Raw genomic sequence first — 18828 nt, 5'->3', positions numbered from 1 at the left:
GTGTGAGAATGCCATATGGGGCATTATGAATATATCAAATAAATATCAACCCATTTTAAAGAACTATGGAATAGAGGTGCAATATGAAAATATCCACGAAAGGGCGCTATGGACTGACAATTATGATTGAGCTTGCCAAAAAGTTTGGCGAAGGGCCAATTTCTTTAAAGTCGATTGCGCAAACGAATGATTTATCAGAGCACTATTTAGAACAGCTGGTGGCTCCCCTGAGGAATGCCGGACTGGTAAAAAGCATCAGAGGAGCGTATGGAGGATATATTCTTGGTTCTGAGCCTTCGCAGATCTCAGCAGGCGATATCATCAGGGTCCTTGAAGGCCCAATCAGTATTGTCGAAGGCATTGAGGATGAAGAACCTGCAAAACGCGAACTGTGGACCCGTATCAGGGATGCAGTAAAAGATGTCCTGGACAACACCACGATTGAAGATCTTGCCAATCACACCGATAATTTTGGCGAGTCTGATGCGTACATGTTTTATATATAAAAGCTGTTTTTACATTGACTTTTGAATGCAAAGCTGACGAACAGAGCCTATATAAACTAAAATATTCTGAAGAGAGGGTAAAACTTTGGATAGAATCTATTTGGACCATGCGGCCACAACACCGATGCATCCAGAAGTCCTGGCTGAAATGGTTAAAGTCATGGAATCTGAGTTTGGGAATCCTTCAAGCATCCACCATTTCGGGCGCGAGGCGAGAAAAATCCTGGATGATACTCGTGATGAACTAGCAAAAAGCATCGGGACAAAAGGGAACAATATCATTTTCACAAGCGGCGGAACGGAAGCGGATAACCTCGCTATTATTGGCTATGCCGAACAAAACCGCTCAAAAGGGCAGCATATCATTACGACGCAGGTTGAACACCATGCTGTCCTGCATAGCTGTGAGGAGTTGGAAAAACGGGGCTTTGAGGTCACTTATCTCCCTGTTGATGAAAATGGCCTTGTTTCCATTAATGCTTTTGATGATGCGCTGCGGGATGATACGATTCTTGTGACCATCATGTACGGAAATAATGAAGTGGGGACAATTCAGCCGATTGCAGAAATAGGGAAGCGACTTGCCGGACACCAGGCCGTTTTCCATACGGATGCAGTCCAGGCTTATGGAATCGAGAACTTCAGCGTAGAAGAATTGAAGGTGGATATGCTTTCTGTTTCGGCCCATAAAATCAATGGACCAAAAGGAATCGGTTTTCTTTATATCCGAGATGGAATTAAGCTGGCACGCCAGCTTTTCGGCGGGGAACAGGAGAGGAAGCGCCGTGCAGGTACTGAAAATGTAGCAGCAATTGCCGGATTCCGGAAAGCTGTTCGTCTATCGCAACTAGAGCTTGAGCGCAAGCGCGCCTTATATCGGGATTTGCAGAAGCGTTTCATCAGCAGGCTTGAAGAAAGCGGAATCTCTTTCCAGCTGAACGGATTGCTTGATAATTCACTGCCTCATATTTTAAACTTAAGCTTTCCTGGTACAAATGTCGAAGCCATGCTTGTCAATCTCGACCTGGCTGGAATTGCGGCATCAAGTGGTTCAGCATGCACAGCAGGTTCCATTGACCCATCACATGTGCTGGTTGCAATGTTCGGAAAAGATTCTGACAAGCTGACGAACTCGATCCGTTTCAGTTTCGGATTAAACAATACACCAGAACAGATTGACAAAGCTGCTGCAGATACAGCTAATATTGTCCAGAGGCTCGCGAAAAACAAACGGGCATAAGGGTACACTAGTTTTAAAGGAAGAGAGTGAGGTGAAGCATAATGGAAAAATCACCGAAAGATACTAGAGTGGTGGTTGGAATGTCCGGGGGAGTCGACTCATCCGTCGCTGCGCTGGTCCTTAAGGAGCAGGGCTATGATGTGATCGGCATCTTCATGAAGAACTGGGACGACACCGATGAAAACGGCGTCTGCACAGCCACGGAGGATTATGAAGATGTCATCCGCGTGTGCAACCAGATCGGCATTCCGTATTATGCAGTCAATTTTGAGAAACAATACTGGGATAAAGTTTTTACTTATTTCTTGGATGAATATAAAGCAGGCAGGACGCCAAACCCTGATGTCATGTGCAATAAAGAAATCAAATTCAAAGCATTCCTTGAGCACGCGATGAATCTTGGAGCGGATTATCTTGCGACAGGCCATTATGCCCGCGTGGAAGACCGGGACGGCGAGCGGAAAATGCTTCGCGGACTTGATGAGAACAAAGACCAGACCTACTTCTTGAATCAGCTGAACCAGAGCCAGTTGGAAAAAGTATTGTTCCCCATTGGCGATATGGAAAAGTCCCGCGTGAGGGAACTGGCAAAGGAAGCAAATCTAGCCACAGCAACGAAAAAAGACAGCACTGGCATTTGCTTCATTGGTGAAAGGAATTTCAAGGAGTTCCTGGGAAATTACCTTCCAGCCCAACCGGGAAATATGGAGACCATGAGTGGTGAAGTAAAAGGCAAGCATGACGGTCTGATGTATTATACGATCGGCCAGAGACAGGGCCTGGGGATCGGCGGTGCAGGCGAACCATGGTTTGTGGTTGGAAAGGACCTTGAGCGCAATGTATTGCTAGTTGAACAAGGATTCCATAACGATCTGCTCTATTCAGACAGCATTACGGCTGTGAATATCAGCTTCGTATCCGACAAGCCAAAGCCAAGGACCTTTGAGTGCACGGCGAAATTCCGCTACCGCCAGCCTGATAATGCTGTAACGGTTGAGCTTCAGGACGATGGAACCGCAAAAGTGATTTTCAAAGAACCAATCCGCGCTATTACTCCAGGACAAGCTGTCGTTTTCTATGATGGAGAAGAATGTCTTGGCGGCGGAACGATTGATGAGATTTTCAAAAACGGAAGCAAATTGACATATGTCGGTTAATTCTGATTGATCCCCGGCGGGCCAGCTTCGCCGGGGATTATTTTGTGAGTTTGATTACATGATTGTGGTATACTGGCATGGAGAATGGAGTGTTCAAAATGGATAAAAACCAGACAGGTATTGATTTGATGAGAGAAGGAAAATGGGAAGAGGCTGCCAAGGCTTTCGCTGAAGCGATCGAAGAACAGCCAAAGGATCCTGTTGCATACATAAATTTCGGGAATGTCCTTACAGCAGTAGGCGATACCGAAAGAGCAATGAATTTTTACGATAAAGCAATCGATCTTGATGAAAATGCCCCTGCTGCCTATTACAGCAAGGGTGGGGTTTATTTTGACCAGCAAAATTTTGCTCAGGCTAAAAGTATGTTTGAACTAGCCCTGAAAAAGGGTCTGGAAACCGGGGATAACTTTTTCATGCTTGGCATGAGCCTTGCGAATATGGAAAGCAGCAAGCTGGCATTGCCATATCTGCAGCGAAGCACTGAACTTCTTGAGGATGATGCTGAAGCGCATTTCCAATACGGGCTATGCCTTGCGAGGGAAAACTTTATTGATGAAGCAATAACCGTACTTGAAAAGTCAGTTATGCTTGACCTTGGACATGCCGATGCACTCTATAATCTTGGCGTTGCCTACGGTTTCAAAGAAGATGGCAAAAAAGCTCTTGAAATGTTCAATCGCGCATTGGAAGTACAGCCTGACCATCTGCTGGCCGGCCATGGAAAGAAATTGATTGAGGGACAAGATAACCAATAAATGCGGTGAATCAGCGGAAAGGGGGAAGAAACTTTGGATAAACAGAACTCTCTAGATTTGTTTTCAGAGCAGGGGAAGTTCATGAAAGGAAAGCATTTAGTCACCATTTTCCATAATGAACAAAACCTTTACACCGTACTGAGAATCAGGGTCGAGGAAACAAATGAACAGTATGATGATAAAGAGGCAGTCATTACCGGGTACTTCCCCAGGGTTCATGAGCAGGAGACATATATTTTCTTTGGTGAGGTAAAAGAACATCCCAAGTTTGGCGCACAATTTCATGCAACGCATTTTAGAAAAGACCTTCCTCAGTCAAAACAGGGAATCATCAGCTATTTGTCCAGTGACCTTTTTAAAGGAATCGGAAAGAAAACGGCTGAAAAAATCGTTGAGACTCTTGGTGAAAAAGCCATCACGAGGATCATCGAGAATCCCTCTGTTCTGGACCAGATTCCGAAACTGGCACCTGAAAAGGCAAAGGACTTGTATGATACTCTGATGGAGCATCAGGGCCTTGAACAGGTGATGGTCGCTTTGAACGATTATGGTTTTGGCCCGCAGCTGTCGATGAAGATATATCAAGTGTATAAAGAGCAGGCCATTGAAGTGATCCAAAATAATCCCTATAAGCTTGTTGAAGACATTGAGGGCATCGGTTTTGGCAGGGCGGATGAACTTGGAAGCCAACTGGGCCTGACGGGTAACCATCCTGACCGGATCAAGGCTGCCTGCCTTTATACCCTGGAGAATTCAAGCATACAGGGCGGACATGTCTTCATGGAGGCGGAAGCACTGCTTGTAGATGTGAAAAAGCTGCTTGAAGACAATCAGAATTTCCAGATTGAATTTACGGATATCTCCAGGGAAATCATCAAGCTCGGTGAAGAAGGAAAGCTGATTGCCGAAGAGCAGAGAATCTATTTGCCATCGCTCTATTATTCTGAAAAGGGACTTGTGGCGAATATCAAAAGGATTCTTGAACAAACGGAGTATGAAAATCAATTTCCTGAATCCGAATTCCTCCTTGCGCTCGGGAATCTTGAAGAGCGTCTCAATGTCCAATATGCTCCGAGTCAAAAAGAAGCCATCCAGACAGCACTGATGTCGCCAATGATGATCCTGACAGGCGGACCTGGTACAGGGAAAACGACCGTAATAAAAGGGATCGTGGAACTATACGGAGAACTCCATGGCTGTTCTTTGGAGCCGAAAGATTATAAAAAGGAGGAGCCGTATCCGTTTTTGCTTGCAGCTCCTACCGGCAGGGCCGCAAAACGAATGACCGAGTCCACGGGTCTGCCTGCCGTAACCATCCACAGGCTGCTTCGCTGGAATGGCGCTGAAGGCTTTGAACATAATGAGGATCAGCCGCTTGAAGGGAAAATCCTGATTATTGATGAGACCTCAATGGTCGATATCTGGCTGGCCCATCAATTGTTCAAATCACTGCCTGATAATATTCAGGTTATCATTGTGGGCGATGAAGACCAGCTTCCTTCCGTTGGTCCAGGGCAGGTATTGAAGGACCTGCTTGATTCCGGCAGGATTCCTACAGTGAGGCTGACCGATATTTACAGGCAGGCAGAAGGTTCATCAATCATTGAACTTGCCCACCAAATCAAAAAAGGGTATCTGCCTGAGGACATTTCTGCCCAACAGGCTGACCGCTCTTTTATAAGATGTTCGACAAACCAGATTCCCCAAGTAGTCGAAAAAGTTGTCGCAAATGCCAAGAAAAAAGGCTATTCGCCAAGAAATATCCAGGTTCTGGCTCCTATGTACCGGGGACCTGCAGGGATTGACCGGCTAAACGAGCTTTTGCAGAATTTATTCAATCCGAATGCAGACGGCACAAGGAAAGAGCTGGCCTTCGGCGATGTGAAATACCGGATCGGCGATAAGGTCCTCCAGCTGGTCAACCAGCCGGAAGCAAATGTGTTCAACGGGGATATGGGTGAGGTCGTCGCGATTTTTTACGCAAAGGAAAACACAGAAAAACAAGATCAGTTGATTGTTTCCTTTGACGGGATCGAAGTAACTTATAATCGTCCAGATCTTTCACAAATTACCCATGCTTACTGCTGTTCGGTGCATAAATCACAGGGGAGTGAATTTCCGATTGTCGTACTTCCGGTTGTGAAAAGTTATTACAGGATGCTGCGAAGGAATTTAATCTATACGGCCATCACAAGAAGCAAGCAATTCCTGATTCTCGTTGGCGAAGAAGATGCCTTGAAAATGGGCATCGAACGCGGAGAAGATACAGAGCGGAATACAACGCTTGTTGAAAAGCTAGTCGAGATGCTTCCTGATTTGAGCGGTAAGCAGACAGAGAAGGTAACTTTACCGGCTACACAAGAGGACAGTAAGCAGGTTGACTATCTGGAAATGATGAAGAGCGCGGACCCGATGATCGGAATGGAGAACGTGTCTCCTTATGATTTTATGGAAGAGAATAATGCATAAGAATCCGCAGCTATGTGGATTCTTTTTTATTTTTACAGACAGTGAAACGCTTTGGAAAACCTTACACATCATGATTTGCCCGAGACGGAGGAAACTAAGAGTGTTCGGAAAGGCGGGACACACTTTTGCGGACATTTTCACTTTTAAAGGGATTGCCTGTATATGAATTGGCGAGTGGTCAAAAACTGGGCGAAGTTTGTGATGTGAGCATTTCAAGCAATGGAAGCGTTGTAGGCTTACTTGTAAAAAAGGGTGCATTCATCAAGAAAACGTTTCAGGTCAAGATAGGTCAGGTTGAATCCTTTGGCTGGGATGGTGTAATGGTAAAAGACAAAGCAGCGTTGGAGCATTTGGAGGCAGAGCCTGAATATACGTTCGAGCATAATGAGGGACTTGCTGGCAAGATCCTGTTATCAAGGGATGGAGAACAGCTAGGTTTGTTGGAAGACGTATATTTCATGGAAGAATTGGGCACGATTGTAGGGTACGAACTAACGGATGGCTTTTTTTCGGATATCATGAATGGAAAGCGTGTCGTCAAGACAACCGGTCCGCCTGCAATCGGAAAGGATGCCATCATCGTGACAGTTAAACCGAGATGAGGTGTCCTTATGTTAAGTTGTCCCAATTGCAGAAGCAAGGATATTGGCAAAATTGGCATCAACCAATATTATTGCTGGAATTGCTTCATAGAACTGTCTTTGAATAAAGGTCTGATCCATACCCATCAAGTCGAAGAGGATGGAACCCTCAGCTCCCTTGATGACTTATTCGACGAAGATCAACGTCAATACGGCATGTAAAATAAACCGAAGAGGTGAAACACATGAACAAAATGTTAACCTCCGTGATCGCATTTGGCGCAGGTATGGCAGCCTATAACTATGCTTCCAACAACAATATGGTGTCTGGCAGGAAAATGAAGAAGCTAGGCAGAAAAATGACAAAAGCATTTCTTTAAAAAAGGAACCAATCCCCTGTAGTTTTTTATGCAGGGGATTTTCTAGTTGGGGAAATGGAAAAAAACCTCCGGAATTTCCAGTTCGCTATATTATGGCGAAAGTCGCTATAAAAAGTAAAAAGTCGCTATAAAAACTAAAAACTCGCTATAAAAAGCAAAAACTCGCTATAAAAAGTAAATTATCGGTCCTTTTTATTTAAAAAAATCCCGCCTCGGTACCAATAAAAGGTATAATCCGCTTCCTTTCTTTCAAGAATAAACAGGAGGGAGGGCGAACATGGTGAATATCCAAATGAAATGGTACTACCGGCTTGGATTTCTTCTCCTTTTGTTTATTGTACTTTTTGTTTTTATCAAGCTTCAATCTCTATGGGTACCTGTGCTTCAAATATTAATATCATTGCTGATTCCTTTTTCGATAGCTGCTTTCATTACATATCTGCTTCACCCGATTGTTGAATCCCTTCACCAAAGGGGCTTGCACCGGGGAGTATCGATTTTGATCATTTATATTTTATTTTTTGGCGGCGCAGGTTTTGCTTTTTATAAGGGTATTCCTGCTTTAATCCGCCAGCTGCGTGATTTGACGGAGAACGCCCCATATTTCGCCGAACAATATAAACAGATGGTTAACAATGTGGTTGACCAGACCTCGACATGGCCAGCAGGGATACATGAGAGGATCGAGGATGGAATCAACAGTATGGAGCAATGGCTTGATGGAGTGCTTGCAGGAACGATGTCTGTTTTGATGGGAATCATTAATTCCATTTTGACGATTGCGGTGATTCCGTTCATTGCCTTTTACATGCTTAAGGACTTCGATGCAATGAAAAAGGCAGCCTGGTACTTAACCCCCAGGCAATGGAGGCAGCCGGGCGCAAGATTTCTTCATGAAGTCGACAAGTCGCTCGGCAGCTATATACGCGGCCAGCTTCTCATCTGTCTGATCATCGGTGTGCTCTCCTCGTTGTTTTTCTGGCTTGCGGGTATTAAGTATTCGCTCCTTCTTGGAGCCATTGTCGGAATTACGAATGTGATCCCGTATTTCGGTCCGATCATTGGGGCAATACCGGCTGTCATCATCGCCGCAACAATGTCTATGAAAATGGTACTGCTGTCACTTGTGATCGTCTTTTCACTGCAATTTCTGGAAGGTAACATCCTATCCCCGCTGATTGTCGGAAAAAGCCTGCATATGCATCCTTTGATGATCATGTTCGCGCTTCTGGCAGGAGAAGAAGTAGGCGGCATCCTTGGGCTGATTTTGGCCGTTCCCGTACTGGTTGTTTTGAGGGCGGCACTGATCCACGCAAAAGACCACATCATTCTTGAGAGAAAAAAAGCACGTCCGACATAAATTTATGCCAAGTCGTTTGACAAACGCAATCCAGCTATATATAATTCGGCTATAGATTAATAATTCGAAAAATGTAGAAGGAACGAGTATGTTATAGACCATCGTCCAGAGAGGGATTGCCCAGGCTGAAAGAATCCCCGGTGAAGGATAACAGAAGGCTATTCCGGAGTGCAGGCAAAACCTGCCGTAGCAGCTGCGTTAAAGCGTCATTGAGAGATGGGCGTGCGTTTTTGCGTCCATAATCAGGGTGGTACCGCGAGCAAGCTCTCGTCCCTGTCCAGGGATGAGGGCTTTTTTTGTTGCCTAAAATCCCTGAAAGCTAAAATTTCACAAGGATTTAGGAGGTTTGTTTCATGAAGAAACTGACAGGTTCTGAAATCAGAAGAATGTATCTTGAATTTTTTAAGGAAAAAGGCCATGCCATAGAGCCAAGTGCTTCGCTTGTTCCGCACGATGATCCGTCCTTGCTTTGGATCAACAGCGGTGTAGCGACATTGAAGAAGTATTTTGACGGCCGTGTTATTCCGGCAAACCCGCGTATCACCAATGCGCAAAAATCGATTCGTACGAATGACATCGAAAATGTCGGCAAAACAGCACGCCACCATACCTTCTTTGAAATGCTCGGCAACTTTTCGATCGGTGACTACTTCAAGGTAGAAGCAATTGAATTTGCATGGGAATTTCTAACGAGTGAGAAGTGGATCGGATTTGATCCTGAAAAATTATCCGTGACGATTCACCCTGAGGATGATGAGGCGTTTAACATCTGGAAAGATAAAATCGGCATTCCTGAAGAGCGGATCATCCGTCTGGAGGGTAACTTCTGGGACATCGGTGAAGGCCCAAGCGGTCCGAACACAGAAATCTTCTATGACAGAGGTCCTGAATACGGCAACGACCCTGAAGATCCGGAGCTTTATCCTGGCGGTGAAAATGACCGTTACCTCGAAGTATGGAACCTTGTGTTCTCTGAATTCAACCATAATCCGGATGGCACATACACGCCGCTTCCGAAGAAAAATATTGATACTGGTATGGGACTGGAGCGTATGGCTTCTGTAGTCCAGGATGTTCCAACAAACTTTGAAACAGACTTGTTCATGCCAATCATCAATGCAACTGAGGAAATCTCCGGTGAAAAATACGGACAGTCCAAAGAGAAGGATGAAGCATTCAAAGTTATTGCTGACCACATCCGTACTGTAGCTTTCGCTGTCGGTGACGGTGCACTTCCTTCCAACGAAGGCCGCGGGTATGTACTTCGCCGTTTATTGCGCCGTGCTGTACGTTATGCAAAAAAGCTGAACATCAACCGGCCATTCATGTTTGAATTGGTGCCGGTAGTGGGCGAAATCATGCATGATTTCTACCCGGAAGTAAAAGAAAAGACCGACTTTATCCAGAAGGTCATCAAAAATGAAGAAGACCGCTTCCATGAAACGCTGCACGAAGGCCTCGCTATTCTCTCTGAATTGATTAAGAAGGAAAAGGAAAAAGGCAGCGGCAAAATCCAGGGTGAGGATGTCTTCAGACTATACGACACATATGGATTTCCAGTTGAACTGACCGAAGAGTATGCAGAAGAAGAAGGTTTGAAGGTCGACCACGAAGGCTTTGAAAGAGAAATGGAACTCCAGCGTGAAAGAGCTCGTGCGGCACGCCAGGATGTTGGTTCCATGCAGGTTCAGGGAGGCGTTCTGGGGGATATTAAAGAAAGCAGCGAGTTCGTCGGATATGATAACTTTGAAACGAACAGCAAAATCGTTGCATTGATTAAGGAAGGCGAGCTTGTTGAGGAAGCGAATGCTGGCGACGAAATCCATTTCATCCTTGATGTCACACCTTTCTACGCTGAAAGCGGCGGACAGATAGCTGATAAAGGTACAGTCGAAGCAAATGGCGTCAAGCTGTCAGTGAAAGACGTCAAGAAAGCTCCGAATGGTCAAAACCTCCACAATGCAGTGGTGGTGGAAGGAACTGTTTCGAAAGGACTTGAAGTCACTGCAAAAGTCGATCAGGATAACCGTGCAAAAATCATCAAGAACCATACTGCAACACACCTGCTGCATCAGGCGTTGAAGGATGTACTGGGCACGCACGTCAATCAGGCAGGGTCACTTGTCGAGCCAGACAGACTCCGATTCGACTTTTCTCACTTCGGCCAGGTAACCGCTGAAGAACTTGAGCAAGTAGAAGCTATCGTCAACGAAAAAATCTGGAGAAGCATCCAGGTGGAGACGAGCTTCAAGCCAATTGCTGAAGCGAAGGCAATGGGTGCGATGGCATTGTTTGGCGAGAAATATGGTGATATTGTCCGTGTCGTAAAAGTTGGCGACTACAGCCTCGAGCTTTGCGGCGGATGCCATGTTCCTAATACATCTGTCATCGGGCTTTTCAAGATTGTATCCGAAGGCGGCATCGGTGCTGGAACAAGAAGGATAGAGGCTGTAACCGGCGAAGCGGCTTACAAGGTGCTTAACGACCAGATCGGCATACTGAAGGAAGCTGCTGGTAAGCTGAAGACTTCTCCGAGGGAAGTGGCGAACAGGATCGATTCACTGCTCACAGAAATGAAGCAGCTGCAGCGCGAAAATGAATCCCTTGCTGCTAAATTGGGAAATATTGAAGCAGGGAGCCTAACATCACAGGTCAAAGAAATTAACGGTGTCCAACTGCTTGCTGCACGCGTCCAGGCTTCTGATATGAACAGCCTGCGAAATATGGCTGATGACTTAAAGCAAAAACTTGGTTCTGCAGTCATCCTGCTTGGCATGACAGATGGCAGCAAGGTCAACCTGATTGCAGCTGTTACAGATGATTTGATCAAGCAAGGCTATCAGGCTGGAAAATTGATCAAGGAAGCAGCAGCCATTTGCGGCGGCGGCGGCGGAGGCCGTCCGGATATGGCCCAGGCTGGCGGAAAAGACCCATCAAAACTCGACAATGCGCTTCAATTTGCCGAAGAATGGGTAAAATCAATTTGATATAAAAGTAAAGTAGTGTAGAATGAAGGTATCTTGAAAGAAAATTTTACCTGCCATTTCTTAAAAGTGAGGTGCATTCGATGAGCTCTTTTGATAAAACGATGAGATTTAATTTTCCCGAAGAGCCTTTTGAGCATGATGCCAATGAAGTCCTGCTGCAGGTGTACGAAGCGCTGCAGGAAAAGGGATATAACCCGATCAACCAAATCGTCGGATATTTGCTCTCTGGCGACCCGGCCTATATTCCCCGCCATCGGGATGCCCGCAACATCATCCGCAAGCTGGAGCGGGATGAAATTATCGAGGAACTGGTTAAATCCTACTTAAGGAACCATCGAGAGGGGAAATAAATTGCGGATCATGGGACTGGATGTCGGATCGAAAACGGTCGGCATAGCCCTGAGCGATGAACTCGGCTGGACAGCTCAGGGACTTGAAACATTGAAAATCAACGAAGAAGAAAATGTGTTTGGTTTCGATGAAATTGGTAAAATAATAAAAGAGAACGAAGTCGGCAAAGTAGTCGTAGGTTTGCCGAAGAATATGAACGGGACGATTGGCCCGCGCGGCGAAGCAAGCCAGTTCTATGCCCGTGAGCTTGAAGAACGGTTTGGGGTTCAAACCATTTTATGGGACGAGCGTCTGACGACAGTGGCTGCCGAGAGAGTTTTGCTTGAGGCAGATGTAAGCCGCAAAAAAAGAAAGAAGGTCATCGATAAGATGGCCGCAGTAATGATCTTACAAGGCTATTTGAACAGCCAAAATTAAATTGAGGTGACTACAATGGATCACGGTGAAAACAACATTACAGTAGTAGACGAAAACGGCAACGAACAATTATGCGAAGTACTTTTCACATTTGATTCCGAAGAGTTCGGAAAATCATATGTACTTTATTATCCAGTCGGAGCAGAAGATAACGATGATGAGGAAATCGAAATCCACGCATCTGCTTTCACACCAACAGAAGATAATGAAGATGGCGAGCTCATGCCAATCGAAACAGATGAAGAGTGGGACATGATTGAAGAAATGCTCGAAACATTCCTTGCCGAGCAAGACGAAGAATAAGATTGTCAAATCTGGACCAGGCGAATGAAGCCTGGTCCTTTTATTTTTTGCCGGAAAAATATAAATGGACAATCAGTGGCATGATTCTTAGGTATGCGTCCGATAGAAGGCTCTAACGGACAAACAGGATGCTGTATCCCGAATAAGTGTCTGATAGAAGGGCGCTATCGGACAAACAAGGAGAAGAATCCTGAAGAAGTGTCCGATAGAAGGGCGCTATCGGACAAACAAGGAGAAGAATCCTGAAGAAGTGCCCGATAGCAGGGCCCTATCGGACAAAAAGGGAGAAAAATCCTGAAGAAGTGTCCGATAGAAGGGCCCTATCGGACAAAAAGAGAGAAGAATCCTGAAGAAGTGTTCGATAGCAGGGCTCTATCGGACAAAAAGAGAGAAGAATCCTGAAGAAGTGTCCGATAGAAGAACTCTAACAATCAAACAAAGCTAAATCTTAAAATGTGTAATCAATATTTGCCTTCCACAATAGCACCTTCCATAAAAGGCACTGCATATGGGTGTCAGAACATATCTAACATCATTGTCGAATTTTTGGTTTGTTTGTCGTTCAAGGTATTTTTTCGTAATTATTTGCAAATAGAAATAGAAAATATAGTATAATGGTTCGAGATGTGATAATAGAGAGTATCCAGGAAGTATGTTTTGTTATCTGGAGGGGGAACTTATGTCTGACGAAAAGAATATACAGGATCCGAAAAAAGATAAGAAAAATTTGATTACTGAAAAGCTGATTGAGCAGCAGAAAGAAGCGAAAATTGTGAGGAAGATTGTTTTCATTACTGCAATCGTGGCCATCTTGCTCATCGGAGCGATCGGCGGCGGCGGCTATTATTACATAAAAGAAGCCATGAAGCCTGTCGAGGAAAACAGCAAGAAAACCATCGATGTCACGATTCCTATTGGTTCTTCTACTACAGGTATCGGGCAGATTCTTGAGGATAAAGGGGTCATAAGGGATGCCCGAGTCTTCAAATATTATGTGAAGTTCAAAAATGAAGCCGGCTTCATGGCCGGAGATTATAAAATGAAACCGTCAATGACGCTGCCTGAAATCATCACAAGCTTGAAAACAGGTAAAGTCATGCAGGATGTGGTCATGAAGATCACAATTCCTGAAGGTAAACAGCTGAAACAAATTGCCGGGATCATTGCTGAAAAAACACAGCAGGATGAAGCAGAAGTTTTCAAACAGCTGAACGATAAAGAATTCATCAAAAAAATGATGGAGAAATATCCGGATGTCCTTACTGATGAAATCCTGAAAGAGAATGTGAAGTACCCGCTAGAAGGCTATCTATTCCCTGCTACTTACCCATTTTACTCCGAAAAACCAACAATCGAGGAAATTGTCACTGTCATGCTGACAAAGACGAAGGAAGTGCTTGGTGAATTCAGGGGACAGATGGAAGAACAGGAAATGTCGACGCATGAATTAATGACGATGGCATCACTAATCGAAGAGGAAGCAACTGAGAAAGCAGACCGCGATAAGATTGCCAGCGTCTTCTACAATCGCCTGGAAGACGGAATGATGCTGCAGACAGACCCAACTGTCCTGTATGCCCACGGCGAACATAAAGAACGCGTGTATTTTAAGGATCTTGAAATCGATGACCCTTATAATACCTATAAAATCCAGGGGCTGCCACCTGGACCTATCGCCAATCCCGGGATCATGTCAATTGAAGCCGCACTGGCTCCAGCTGACACTGATGATATGTATTTCATCGCGACTTCCACAGGTGAGGTGCTCTTCTCGAAGACTCTGGATGAGCATAATCGCAAAGTGAATGAACATATCACCAATAAAAAATAACAGCAATAAAAGGGAAATGCAGAAAGGTTCGCATTTCCCTTCTTATTGTGGTAAAATAATTCAAGTGTTTTTTTATAGTCATGTTACTGTCTGGCGGATGCTCTATTTGGGCGTCAGTGTTTATTCGATAGCGTGCATTGCAGATGAAGGAGTTTAAGCTTTTTAGCTAATGGACCTGTTTGGTTTTCTCTTTTAACCTGTGAACGCTATTTTTTCATGCCTGTACAGTCATGTCCAAACCTACTCTGGCTTTCTTTAGAGCCTTTGAATAGAGGTGAGGCAGCTTGCTGAACGAAGAGCTGCAGAATTATATAGATTCTCTCATACAGCCCAGAGATGGCATACTATCCGAGATGGAAGAGTATGCGTTGCTTAACGGTGTACCCATTATGGAGCAGGCCGGCATAGAAACAATGCTCCAGCTTCTAAGAATCCAGCAGCCGGAAACAATCCTGGAAGTCGGGACTGCAATCGGCTATTCCGCAATGAGGATGGCATTTGCCCTGCCGCAGGCTAATATCATCACACTCGAGCGTGATGAAGACCGGTACGAGCTTGCCGTCGATTATATTAAAAGAGCGGGCATGCAGGGCCGAATCACCCAGATCAAAGGGGATGCGCTTGAGCTTGAAGCGGAAGTCGGGGCCCATGCTCCATTTGACGCTATTTTCATTGATGCGGCAAAAGGACAGTACAAACGATTTTTCGAACTGTACTCGAGTTACTTGAAACCCGGGGGAATGATCATCACGGATAACATCCTTTTTAAGGGGCTTGTATATAACCAGGAAGCAGAAAGCAGAAGAGTCCGCAGCCTGGTAAAAAAAATAGACGAATTCAACCGCTGGCTTGCAGCCAATGAGGAGTATGACACGATCATACTTCCGATTGGCGATGGCGTAGCGGTTAGTAAGAAGAGGTGAACGGAATGAAGAAACCTGAATTATTGGTAACGCCAACTAGTATAAATGATATTATCCCATTGGCAGAGGCTGGAGCTGATGCATTCCTGATTGGAGAGCAAAAATTCGGTCTTCGTCTTGCTGGTGAGTTCAACCGTGAAGACGTAAAACAGGCAATTGAATTGGCACACTCTAAAGGCAAAAAAGTATATGTAGCCATGAATGCGTTGTTCCACAACGAAAAAGTGGACTTGCTAGGCGACTACCTCACATTCCTCCAAGATGTAAAAGCGGATGCAGTTACTTTTGGTGACCCTGCTGTTTTGATGGCTGCTAAGGAATATACACCCGACATGAAGCTGCATTGGAGCACCGAAATGACAGGGACGAACTGGTATACGTGCAACTATTGGGGCAGGAAAGGTGCAAAGCGCGCTGTCCTTGCAAGGGAAATCAATATGGATGCCATCGTAGAAATCAAGGAAAATGCCGAGGTGGAAATCGAGGTACAGGTTCATGGAATGATGAACATGTTCCAGTCAAAGCGCCCGCTTCTTGGCCATTATTTTGAGTATCAAGGCAAGGCACTGGAGGTAGAAAATCGTAAGCAAGAACGTGATATGTTCCTCCACGATAAAGAGCGTGAGAATAAATACCCTATTTTCGAAGATGAAAATGGCACGCATATCATGAGTCCTAATGATATTTGCATTATTGACGAACTGACGGAGCTTTTGGAAGCAGGCGTCGATTCTCTTAAAATCGACGGTATCCTGAAGAGCCCTGAATATATATTGGAAGTTACAAAGCTCTACCGCAAAGCCATTGATTTGGCAATTGAAGATCCTGACCAATACGACGAAGAAAAAGATAGCTTGCTGGAAGCGGCAGAAGAACTGCAGCCGCCTAATCGCCCGCTGGATACAGGATTCTTTTTCAAAGAGACGGTTTATTAACAGGAAGAACTATGAGGAGGTTGCGTAATGGCAGCAGTAGCAGATAAAATTTCGCAAATTGTCGATGGTAAACGTGTCATCGTGAAAAAACCAGAACTGCTAGCGCCGGCTGGAAATCTTGAAAAACTTAAGATTGCCGTCCACTACGGTGCAGATGCCGTTTTCATCGGCGGACAGGAATATGGTTTGCGTTCTAATGCGGATAATTTCACCTTTGAGGAAATGAAGGAAGGTGTCGAGTTCGCCAAGAAATACGGTGCAAAAATATATGTTACAACAAATATCTTCGCACATAATGAGAATATTGATGGACTAGAAGATTATATGATGGGGTTGAAGGAAGCAGGGGTACACGGAATCATCGTGGCTGATCCGCTCATCATCGAAACTTGCCGCAGGGTCGCTCCTGAGATCGAGGTCCACTTAAGCACGCAGCAATCTCTATCAAACTGGAAAGCAGTCCAGTTCTGGAAGGAAGAAGGACTCGAGCGTGTCGTACTGGCGCGTGAAACTGGTGCTGAAGAAATCAAGTTAATGAAGGAAAAGGTCGACATTGAAATAGAAACCTTTGTCCACGGAGCAATGTGTATTGCTTATTCCGGACGTTGTACTCTGAGCAATCACATGACTGCACGTGATTCAAACCGCGGCGGCTGCTGCCAGTCATGCCGCTGGGACTATGACTTATATAAACTCGAAGGAAGCGATGAGAACCCATTGTTCAATGATGGGGATGCTCCGTTCGCTATGAGCCCTAAAGACCTTAAGCTGATTGAATCAATTCCGCGTATGATTGAAATTGGCATTGACAGCCTAAAAATTGAAGGCCGCATGAAGTCGATCCACTATATCGCAACAGTAGTCAGCGTATACCGCAAAGTGATTGATGAATATTGTGCGGATCCTGAAAACTTCGTAATCAAGCAGGAATGGCTTGAAGAATTAGACAAATGTGCGAACCGCGAGACAGCAACTGCCTTCTTTGAAGGGGTTCCTGGGTATAAAGAGCAAATGTTTGGAAACCATAGCAAAAAGACCACTTTCGATTTTGCCGGTCTTGTGCTTGATTACGATGCTGAGACACAAATGGTGACACTCCAGCAAAGGAACTACTTCAAGCCTGGCGACGAGGTTGAATTCTTTGGACCGGAAATCGAGAACTTCACTCATGTGATTGACAAGGTCTGGGATGAAGATGGCAATGAACTGGATGTTGCCCGCCATCCGCTTCAGATCGTGAAGTTCAAGATGGACAAGCCTGTCTACCCAAATAACATGATGCGGAAGGAGAAGTAATAAATGGACCGCAAACCTGTTGTAATTGGTGTAGCCGGCGGCTCCGGCTCAGGAAAGACAAGCGTGACAAAAGCTATTTATGATAGCTTTAAGAGTCAATCAATTCTTATGATTGAGCAAGACTACTATTACAAAGACCAGAGCCACCTGCCTATGGAAGAGCGTTTAAAGACAAATTATGACCATCCACTGGCTTTTGACAATGATCTTTTGATAGAGCATATCCAGAAACTGCTTCAGCACGAGGCAGTAGAGAAGCCGGTTTACGATTATGCCATCCACACTCGCTCAAACGAAGTCGTACATGTCGAACCGAAGGATGTTATCATTCTTGAAGGGATTTTGATCCTCGAGGATCAGAGATTGCGGGATTTGATGGATATCAAACTCTATGTAGACACGGATGCAGATTTGCGGATCATCCGCAGGCTTCTGCGCGACATCAAGGAGCGAGGGCGCTCAATGGATTCGGTTATTGAACAGTACGTGAACGTTGTCAGGCCGATGCATAACCAGTTCATTGAGCCGACTAAGCGTTATGCGGATGTAATTATACCTGAGGGCGGTCACAACCATGTTGCGATTGACCTGATGGTAACAAAAATTCAAACAATTCTTGAACAAAAATCATTTTTGTGACACAATAGCATAGATAATATGGACATGGAAGTACTTGCAAAAAGTGCTTCCTTTTCTCCAAAGGTAAATAAATGGCCTGAAATGGCCCTGTTTAAACTGCGCGCCCTGATATAGGACGCGCTCCTGTATATTTTTCAGGATACATAATATAATATTACACAATCTATTTTGGGGATTTGTGAAGACTAGAAGGAGTGAAGTATTTTGGCTACAGAAAAAGTTTTTCCTATGACACAGGCAGGGAAAGAAAAGCTGGAACAAGAATTGGAACAATTGAAGACAGTTAAACGAAAAGAAGTGGTTGAGAGAATCAAGATCGCCCGCAGCTTTGGTGATCTTTCAGAGAACTCTGAGTACGATTCTGCAAAAGAGGAACAAGCTTTTGTTGAAGGCCGTATCACGACTCTTGAAAATATGATCCGAAACGCAAAAATCATCCAGGAAGATGAGTTGAGCACAGATGCTGTCAGCCTTGGCCGCACGGTTACATTTGTCGAGCTTCCTGATGGCGATGAAGAATCTTATACAATCGTTGGAAGTGCAGAAGCAGATCCATTTGAGGGCAAAATTTCAAATGACTCTCCGATTGCGAAAAGTCTGATGGGCAAAAAAGTGGGCGATCAAGTGGCTGTCCAGACTCCTGGCGGTGAAATGAGCGTTCGCATCACTTCTATTAAGTAATGATCTATAGGTTT

19 protein-coding genes and 1 other annotated feature are annotated in these 18828 nt (G+C 44.9%); all 19 genes read left to right on the top strand.

Annotation, left to right across the window (positions count from 1 at the left end):
* Positions 1-83: 83 nt before the first annotated feature.
* Complete coding sequence (cymR, locus tag M3593_RS05105; protein WP_144476100.1) at positions 84-506, top strand: cysteine metabolism transcriptional regulator CymR; 423 nt, start codon at positions 84-86, stop codon at positions 504-506.
* A gap of 85 nt (positions 507-591) precedes the next feature.
* The gene (locus M3593_RS05100; protein WP_251540972.1) at positions 592-1746 is read left to right on the top strand and encodes a cysteine desulfurase family protein; all 1155 of its coding nucleotides are present in this window, start codon (positions 592-594) and stop codon (positions 1744-1746) included.
* Positions 1747-1787: 41 nt separating this feature from the next.
* Complete coding sequence (gene mnmA, locus M3593_RS05095) at positions 1788-2903, top strand: tRNA 2-thiouridine(34) synthase MnmA (RefSeq protein WP_251540971.1); 1116 nt, start codon at positions 1788-1790, stop codon at positions 2901-2903.
* Positions 2904-3001: 98 nt separating this feature from the next.
* The gene (locus M3593_RS05090; protein ID WP_251540970.1) at positions 3002-3661 is read left to right on the top strand and encodes a tetratricopeptide repeat protein; all 660 of its coding nucleotides are present in this window, start codon (positions 3002-3004) and stop codon (positions 3659-3661) included.
* A gap of 33 nt (positions 3662-3694) precedes the next feature.
* The gene (gene recD2 / locus M3593_RS05085) at positions 3695-6130 is read left to right on the top strand and encodes an SF1B family DNA helicase RecD2 (RefSeq protein WP_251540969.1); all 2436 of its coding nucleotides are present in this window, start codon (positions 3695-3697) and stop codon (positions 6128-6130) included.
* A gap of 125 nt (positions 6131-6255) precedes the next feature.
* The gene (locus tag M3593_RS05080; protein ID WP_144476105.1) at positions 6256-6732 is read left to right on the top strand and encodes a PRC-barrel domain-containing protein; all 477 of its coding nucleotides are present in this window, start codon (positions 6256-6258) and stop codon (positions 6730-6732) included.
* A gap of 9 nt (positions 6733-6741) precedes the next feature.
* Positions 6742-6933 carry a hypothetical protein gene (locus tag M3593_RS05075; RefSeq protein ID WP_144476106.1) on the top strand — a complete coding sequence of 64 codons (192 nt, stop codon included), beginning with the start codon at positions 6742-6744 and terminating at the stop codon, positions 6931-6933.
* A 23-nt stretch (positions 6934-6956) separates the two neighbouring features.
* The gene (locus tag M3593_RS05070; RefSeq protein WP_251540968.1) at positions 6957-7091 is read left to right on the top strand and encodes a YrzQ family protein; all 135 of its coding nucleotides are present in this window, start codon (positions 6957-6959) and stop codon (positions 7089-7091) included.
* A 280-nt stretch (positions 7092-7371) separates the two neighbouring features.
* Complete coding sequence (locus tag M3593_RS05065) at positions 7372-8451, top strand: AI-2E family transporter (protein WP_251541280.1); 1080 nt, start codon at positions 7372-7374, stop codon at positions 8449-8451.
* A gap of 65 nt (positions 8452-8516) precedes the next feature.
* Positions 8517-8729 (top strand) — a binding site (T-box leader).
* A gap of 75 nt (positions 8730-8804) precedes the next feature.
* Positions 8805-11438 (top strand): alanine--tRNA ligase, encoded by a 2634-nt coding sequence (gene alaS / locus M3593_RS05060; RefSeq protein ID WP_251540967.1) that lies wholly within the window; start codon positions 8805-8807, stop codon positions 11436-11438.
* A gap of 80 nt (positions 11439-11518) precedes the next feature.
* A complete protein-coding gene (locus tag M3593_RS05055; RefSeq protein ID WP_023627198.1) occupies positions 11519-11788 on the top strand; it encodes an IreB family regulatory phosphoprotein in 270 nt (89 codons plus the stop codon).
* Between the two features lies 1 nt (position 11789).
* A complete protein-coding gene (ruvX, locus tag M3593_RS05050; protein ID WP_186326743.1) occupies positions 11790-12206 on the top strand; it encodes a Holliday junction resolvase RuvX in 417 nt (138 codons plus the stop codon).
* A 15-nt stretch (positions 12207-12221) separates the two neighbouring features.
* Positions 12222-12509, top strand: coding sequence for a DUF1292 domain-containing protein (locus tag M3593_RS05045; RefSeq protein ID WP_023627201.1), 288 nt, complete (start codon positions 12222-12224; stop codon positions 12507-12509).
* 679 nt (positions 12510-13188) lie between these two features.
* Complete coding sequence (gene mltG / locus M3593_RS05040) at positions 13189-14340, top strand: endolytic transglycosylase MltG (RefSeq protein ID WP_144476109.1); 1152 nt, start codon at positions 13189-13191, stop codon at positions 14338-14340.
* A 284-nt stretch (positions 14341-14624) separates the two neighbouring features.
* A complete protein-coding gene (locus tag M3593_RS05035; RefSeq protein WP_251540966.1) occupies positions 14625-15263 on the top strand; it encodes an O-methyltransferase in 639 nt (212 codons plus the stop codon).
* 5 nt (positions 15264-15268) lie between these two features.
* A complete protein-coding gene (locus tag M3593_RS05030; RefSeq protein ID WP_251540964.1) occupies positions 15269-16198 on the top strand; it encodes a peptidase U32 family protein in 930 nt (309 codons plus the stop codon).
* 27 nt (positions 16199-16225) lie between these two features.
* Positions 16226-17494 (top strand): peptidase U32 family protein, encoded by a 1269-nt coding sequence (locus M3593_RS05025; RefSeq protein WP_144476112.1) that lies wholly within the window; start codon positions 16226-16228, stop codon positions 17492-17494.
* Positions 17495-17497: 3 nt separating this feature from the next.
* Positions 17498-18133: a uridine kinase gene (gene udk / locus M3593_RS05020; RefSeq protein WP_144476113.1), complete on the top strand. Its 636-nt coding sequence runs from the start codon at positions 17498-17500 to the stop codon at positions 18131-18133.
* A 204-nt stretch (positions 18134-18337) separates the two neighbouring features.
* Positions 18338-18814: a transcription elongation factor GreA gene (greA, locus tag M3593_RS05015; protein WP_144476114.1), complete on the top strand. Its 477-nt coding sequence runs from the start codon at positions 18338-18340 to the stop codon at positions 18812-18814.
* Positions 18815-18828 lie beyond the last annotated feature (14 nt).

Origin of the sequence: Mesobacillus sp. MER 48, from assembly GCF_023714225.1 — a bacterium.
Classification (GTDB): domain Bacteria; phylum Bacillota; class Bacilli; order Bacillales; family Cytobacillaceae; genus Mesobacillus; species Mesobacillus oceanisediminis_A.
This window is presented reverse-complemented; position numbering and strand designations above follow the sequence as displayed.

Coding starts and splice junctions, on each gene's coding strand:
- M3593_RS05075 (WP_144476106.1), top strand. CDS start 6,742: ATGTTAAGTTGTCCCAATTGCAGAAGCAAGGATATTGGCAAAATTGGC.
- M3593_RS05090 (WP_251540970.1), top strand. CDS start 3,002: ATGGATAAAAACCAGACAGGTATTGATTTGATGAGAGAAGGAAAATGG.
- alaS (WP_251540967.1), top strand. CDS start 8,805: ATGAAGAAACTGACAGGTTCTGAAATCAGAAGAATGTATCTTGAATTT.
- M3593_RS05025 (WP_144476112.1), top strand. CDS start 16,226: ATGGCAGCAGTAGCAGATAAAATTTCGCAAATTGTCGATGGTAAACGT.
- udk (WP_144476113.1), top strand. CDS start 17,498: ATGGACCGCAAACCTGTTGTAATTGGTGTAGCCGGCGGCTCCGGCTCA.
- mnmA (WP_251540971.1), top strand. CDS start 1,788: ATGGAAAAATCACCGAAAGATACTAGAGTGGTGGTTGGAATGTCCGGG.
- M3593_RS05055 (WP_023627198.1), top strand. CDS start 11,519: ATGAGCTCTTTTGATAAAACGATGAGATTTAATTTTCCCGAAGAGCCT.
- M3593_RS05045 (WP_023627201.1), top strand. CDS start 12,222: ATGGATCACGGTGAAAACAACATTACAGTAGTAGACGAAAACGGCAAC.
- mltG (WP_144476109.1), top strand. CDS start 13,189: ATGTCTGACGAAAAGAATATACAGGATCCGAAAAAAGATAAGAAAAAT.
- M3593_RS05070 (WP_251540968.1), top strand. CDS start 6,957: ATGAACAAAATGTTAACCTCCGTGATCGCATTTGGCGCAGGTATGGCA.
- M3593_RS05030 (WP_251540964.1), top strand. CDS start 15,269: ATGAAGAAACCTGAATTATTGGTAACGCCAACTAGTATAAATGATATT.
- cymR (WP_144476100.1), top strand. CDS start 84: ATGAAAATATCCACGAAAGGGCGCTATGGACTGACAATTATGATTGAG.